Source organism: Frankia sp. Hr75.2 (genome assembly GCF_949319125.1).
Taxonomy (GTDB): domain Bacteria; phylum Actinomycetota; class Actinomycetes; order Frankiales; family Frankiaceae; genus Parafrankia; species Parafrankia soli.
Window position 1 is genome coordinate 1 of record NZ_CASGGV010000087.1, and the last position, 4999, is coordinate 4999.

General features: G+C 68.6%; 4 protein-coding genes and 2 pseudogenes. 5 read left to right on the forward strand and 1 reads right to left on the reverse strand.

The genetic code is table 11. The features are described 5' to 3' along the window. Nucleotides 1-609 precede the first annotated feature (609 nt). Entirely contained in the window at nucleotides 610-1449 is an 840-nt protein-coding gene (locus tag AC559T_RS08230; RefSeq protein ID WP_198541211.1) for an amidohydrolase family protein, read from the forward strand. A 55-nt stretch (nucleotides 1450-1504) separates the two neighbouring features. Here AC559T_RS08230 and AC559T_RS08235 read toward each other — a convergent pair whose 3' ends face one another. Beyond that, nucleotides 1505-1744, reverse strand: a complete 240-nt coding sequence (locus AC559T_RS08235) for a hypothetical protein (RefSeq protein WP_498868315.1) — start codon at nucleotides 1742-1744, stop codon at nucleotides 1505-1507. Nucleotides 1745-1819: 75 nt separating this feature from the next. Between AC559T_RS08235 and AC559T_RS08240 the strand changes: the two are divergent. The 4 genes and pseudogenes from AC559T_RS08240 to AC559T_RS08255 all read left to right on the forward strand — a co-directional run. Further along, a pseudogene (locus tag AC559T_RS08240) lies at nucleotides 1820-2371 on the forward strand (IS3 family transposase); the annotation flags it as partial. Next, nucleotides 2346-3053 (forward strand): annotated as a pseudogene (locus AC559T_RS08245) (IS30 family transposase); the annotation flags it as partial. The pseudogenes AC559T_RS08240 and AC559T_RS08245, both read left to right, overlap by 26 nt. Before the next feature lie 397 nt (nucleotides 3054-3450). Beyond that, on the forward strand, nucleotides 3451-4038 hold the full coding sequence (locus tag AC559T_RS08250) for a putative immunity protein (protein WP_498868316.1): 588 nt from the start codon (nucleotides 3451-3453) through the stop codon (nucleotides 4036-4038). Between the two features lie 314 nt (nucleotides 4039-4352). Continuing rightward, nucleotides 4353-4712, forward strand: coding sequence for a type II toxin-antitoxin system PemK/MazF family toxin (locus tag AC559T_RS08255; RefSeq protein WP_498868317.1), 360 nt, complete (start codon nucleotides 4353-4355; stop codon nucleotides 4710-4712). Nucleotides 4713-4999 lie beyond the last annotated feature (287 nt).

Here is a 4999-nt window from a genome sequence, read left to right on the forward strand (position 1 = left end):
AGGAACCGGTCAACGTCCCCCATCCCTGACGGTGTGCCCGCAACCACCCCACCAGCACCTGACCACGACCGGAAACGTTCATGGCCAGCGCGCTAGTGAGCTACTCGATGCCTCGGTGCCGGTGCTGGTGCGTTGACCAACGCTGTCCGGGCTGCCAGGGCTGTCTGCCTGATGCGGCAGCAGATTGTCCCGGATGGCCCGGACATGCGCCCTGGACACGAGTACGGCCCGCCCCGGCGAGTACCAGGACGGGGCCGTACCGAGGATGAGTCAGGACGCGATCGCTGTCCGGCCGTCCTCGTCGTGACGACCTCGAGGGACGACCGGTCCGGGTCGCAAGGCCCGGACCTGGGCAGCGCGGGGCCACACCCCGACCGTGCGGGTGTCCGGGAAGGGCTCGGGGCGAGTGTCGATGGCAGCCCTGGTCTGTTACCGGCCTGGTCAGCGACCCCGGCTGTTCTACCGGGTGCTGACCCACCACGGCCGTAAAGGCGAGCGCCGCAGCTTCTCCGAGGCGGAAGGACGGCATGATGATGGCGTCGCGGACCTGACCGGGGCCGGGTGGCCGCCGTGACCGGCCGAGGGATGAATGGCGGCGGGAGGTAGTCCGTGGTGGATGCCGAGGGGCTGCCCGCGGGCCCGGTCGTGGACGCCTGGATGCAGCACCCCACGGTCCGGTTCCTGCGCGAGGACATGTTCGCGTCGCTGCACCGGTGGACTGGCGCCGCGGAGCCAACCGGCGAACTGCCCCTGGACGCGACCGTCCGGGCACTCGACGACGGCGGGGTTGACCGGGGGCTGATCTGCGCCTGGTACGGCCCGGCCGGTCCACTGATCTCCAACGACGAGGTGGACGCCTGCGTCCGGGCTCGACCAGACCGGTTCCGCGGCGTCGCCTCCGTCGACATCCGCTACCCGGTCGCCGCCATCGGCGAACTCCGCCGTGCCGTGCAGGACCTGGGGTTCGTCGCGCTGCGGATCGTGCCGTGGCTGTGGGGGCTGCCGCCAAACGACCGGCGGTACTACCCGCTGTTCGCCACCTGCGTCGAGCTGGGTATCCCGTTCTGCACCCAGGTCGGGCACACCGGCCCGCTGCGCACCTCGGAGACCGGGCGGCCGATCCCGTACCTCGACGACGTGGCACTGGAATTCCCGGAGCTCGTCATCGTCGCCGGACACATCGGCTACCCGTGGACCAACGAGATGATCGCGCTCGCGACGAAATACCCGAACGTCTACATCGACACCTCCGCCTACGCCGCCCACCGGTATCCCCCGGAGCTGGTCGCCTACCTACGGGAGCACGGCCGGGCCAAGGTCCTGTTCGGGACGAACTATCCGATGATCACTCCGCGGCGGGCTCTCGAACGCCTTGGCGAGCTCGGTCTCGACAGCGAGACTCGGGCGGCGTTCCTCGGCGGGAACGCCACCAGGGTGTTCCGCATCTAAAGCGTCAGTGCGGGTCAGACGCCCGCGCCGAAGGCAGGCTACGGGCGCAGGCCGATCAGCCGGCGGGTGGCCCGCTCGTACACCGGCCAGGGCAGCGCTGCGCGAGCTTGATCCAGGCGTCGGTGCCGACCGGGTGGCGCAGCCGGCGGCGGCGCGTGGTGGCCGCCGCCGCGATGACGTGGGCGACCTCGTCGGGGTCACGTAGATGGTTGGCGATGTAGTCGCCGTAGAACTCGCGCAGTTTGACGAAGTCGCCCGCATAGGGCGAGTGCACGGGCACGGGGGCGTTCAGCATGGGCGAGTCGTAGATGGCCGTTCGGTAGGAGCCTGTGGGGCTCCAGAACCCCGATTTGGGCGGTGACCTGCACGTTTGCCTGCCGGACTGGGCCTGTGTCGGGCAGGCTGGATGGTCATGGTGTGGTCGCTGCTCCACGCCCTGACACGCAACACTCTCGGACTGATGCTGCTCCGAGTCCGCGGGGACACCGCGAAGGACGTAGAGCTCCTCGTCCTGCGACATCAGGTGGCGGTGTTACGACGGCAGGTGAACCGTCCGACGATGGAACCGGCGGATCGGCTGATCCTCGCAGCCCTGTCCCGGCTGCTACCCCGAGCTCGCTGGGGTTCGTTCTTCGTCACCCCAGCCACCGTGCTGCGCTGACACCGTGAGCTCCTCGCACGAAAACGGACCCATTCGCGCAAGACCCCCGGACGGCCACTGATCCGCAGGGAGATCCGCGATCTGGTCCTGCGCCTCGCCCAGGAGAACCCGACCTGGGGCCACCGCCGGATCCAGGGAGAACTCGCCGGGCTGGGCTACCCGGTCGGAGTCGCCACCGTCTGGCGGATCCTGCACCGCGCCGGTGTCGATCCCACGCCCCGGCGGGCCGATGCCTCCTGGCGCACGTTCCTACACACCCGCACCCGAGACCATCTACCAGGCCCTCTACCGGCCCGAACGCGGCGGCCTGGACCGCGACACCGCCACGAAACTACGCACCCGCCGACGGTCCCGCCGCCCGCGACGCCGCCCTGACCAGCGCGCCACCCGCTTCGTCGACCCCGGCACCCTGATCACCCAGCGGCCGGCCGAAGTGCAGGACAGGATCCAGCCCGGTCACTGGGAAGGCGACCTCATCGTCGGCCAGGGCAACCGGTCCGCCATCGCCACCCTGGTCGAGCGCTCCACCCGCTACCTGATGCTGCTGCACCTGCCCGGCGGACGCGGTGCCGACCAAGTCCTCGACGCGCTCGTACGCGAGATCTCCGGCCTGCCCACCCCACTGGCGCGTTCGCTGACCTGGGATCAAGGCAGCGAGATGAGCCGCCACGACGAGTTCACCGCGGCCACCGGTGTCCCGGTCTACTTCTGCGAGCCCGCCAAACCCTGGCAGCGCGGCTCGAACGAAAACACGAACGGGTTGCTGCGCCAGTACTTCCCGAAGGGCACCGACCTGTCCGTCCACACCGCGGCCGATCTGGCGGCCGTCGCTACCGAACTCAACGCGCGGCCCCGCAAGATCCTCGGCTGGACGACTCCGGCGAGTCAGCTCGATAAGCTCGTCGCAACACTCGACCTCCCGGATGTTGCAATCATCGGCTGAATCCGCCCGACGAGAGCTGGCTCCACCCCTCTTGATCGCTAAGCGAGTTCCGACGAGTTTTGGCCCCACCCCCGCGGTGCCACACCCACGGCAGGGATCTCCGGCCTCCTCGTAGCTGCCGATCTCGTCCTCGACGAAGTCGCAGGTCCAGGTGGAGCGCCCGCAGCGAAGCGAGGACGAACGACCTGGACCTACGGCGAGCGAGTGTCCGTTGTCAGTGAAGTCGGCCCGGTTCGAGGTCCTGGCCAGGGCGGGCCTGATTCGATGACACGGTCCGGTGTTCGCTGACTGTGGGTGGCCACCAGGATCTGCCCACTGACGGCCGACGCAGACGGCGCACTGGAGGCCGCTTCGTCACTCAAGGTGGCGGCTGCCGCCAAGGCGCTCGCGCTGGGAGTTGGCGCTCGGCGCCTCTGATCAGCTATGTAAAGTCAGCGTGGTGGGATCTCCGCAGACGCTCAGCGAAGCCGACCGACGTATTGTCGCCGCATGGGCCGCCGATTGCGCAGAGCGGGTTCTGGGGCTGTTCGAGGCCGAAGCTCCAAAGGATGACCGCCCTCGCGCTGCCATCGCCCGGACCCGGGCGTTCGCCCGGGGAGAGCTGAACACTGCCGAGGAGATCCGCCGTCGATTCGTGGGTGGCGTCGCTGCCGGCGATGTGAAGGCTCCCGCGGCAGCTGCCGCTGCCCGAGCCGCCGGTCAAGCCGTAGCCATCTGCCACATGGGCGCGCACGCACTGGGCACCGCCGCGTATGCAGCCAAAGCGGCCGGCCTGGTGGCCCCCGGCAGGCCAGGAGCCGTCGAGGACGAGATCCGCTGGCAGCTCAATCACATGAGGGCGGAGGTCCGGGCCGCCCTACGAGCCCTCCCGCCTGTCGGCGAGAATCGGTCAGGTCCTCTCGGGCCCGGGCTCCTCGCATCAGGCCAACTCGGCACGATCATTCGTGACCTTCAAGCCGGTCTTGCCCTGCCCGACCGGGACTGACCCGAAAATACGGTCGTTGTAAACGTAGTGCGATCGGCGGCCTTCAGCCCCTTCGCGCCATCACTCAGCGTGATCGTGATCGTGGCCGTCGCCGGCGTCTTGGCCGCCTGCGGGCAGTTTCCGCTGGCCACCGACACTGACCGGGGGACGTCCGGGACCGGGCGAGTCCCATCGGAGCTGAGAATTTCGGCGACCGGATGATCGTCGTAGTGATGTGATGGTCGTCGGTGAGGGAGGTCCGGGCGTGGCTGACGACCGATGCGTGTTCTGCGCGGTCGTGCGGGGTGCGCCTGCCGTCTCGTGTAGGAGGACACATGGAACGCGGCGAAGTCTGGTGGGTGGACTTCGATGAGCGGCGGCCGGTCGTTCTGCTCTCGGGAGAGGAGCCCGGTGGGTTCCGGGCCATACAGGTCGTCGCTCCAGCGAACATCGAGATCAGCGGCGTGGCTGTCGAGGTGGCAGTGGGCGCCCCCGAGGGGCTGCCCCTGGGCGGTGTCCTGCGAGTCGCGCTCCCACGCCCAGGCCTCATTCCTTGCACGTGGCTGGTCACCCTGACCACGGCAGACCTGATCGAGAAGGCCGGAAGCCTGTCGCCCGCGAAGCTCGGCGAGCTCGACGAAGCTCTCCGTCTCAGTGGCCTGGAGCAGGTGGACGCTGCGGGAGCCGATGGTTGATGATCGTAGAGCCGTTGGCAGGTCGCTACGGGTCCATTGGTCGCGAAGGTCGTCGATCCAGCGACAGAGGGGCTCGACGGAACATCAGCCGACAAACGCCGATCAACTTCTCAGACCCACCGGGACTTCTCAGATCACTTCTTGGCTCCCACGGAACTTCTCATGATCCCTGGGAACGCACACGAGGACCACACTCGTCGGCGAGGAGGGCCGTGGGTGGGGCCAAAACTCGCTGGTGATCAGGAACGGACGTAGATCGATAAGTGGGGCCAAGCTCATCCGTAGGT